Annotated in this window: 1 pseudogene; it reads left to right on the top strand. The window is 58.0% G+C overall.

The features are described from left to right. Positions 1-73 precede the first annotated feature (73 nt). A pseudogene (locus SB756_RS28940) lies at positions 74-319 on the top strand (2-hydroxyacid dehydrogenase); the annotation flags it as partial.

The raw sequence follows: 319 nt of genomic DNA, 5'->3' as shown, positions 1-319 counted from the left end.
AGTATCTATATTAGACCTGTATCAATTGCAGGCCTAGCATCGAGTCATGTCTTCGAACTGCCGGATGCTCGACATGAACGAAAATGCCATCGAAGTGCTGCTGACCCAGCCAGTCCCCGAGGCCATCGATGCCCAGCTGGTCAGCGCTTATCAGGTGCATCGCCTGTATCAACAGCGCGACCCGCAACAGCTGATCAACGACGTTGGCCCACGCATTCGCGGTGTGGTCACTGGCGGTGCCAAAGGGCTGTCCAATGCGCTGATGGATCAGCTGCCCGCGCTGGAGATCATCGCCATCAGCGGCATCGGTACCGACGCC

The sequence above is a fragment of the Pseudomonas sp. SIMBA_068 genome (genome assembly GCF_046534705.1).
GTDB lineage: Bacteria > Pseudomonadota > Gammaproteobacteria > Pseudomonadales > Pseudomonadaceae > Aquipseudomonas > Aquipseudomonas putida.
This window is presented reverse-complemented; position numbering and strand designations above follow the sequence as displayed.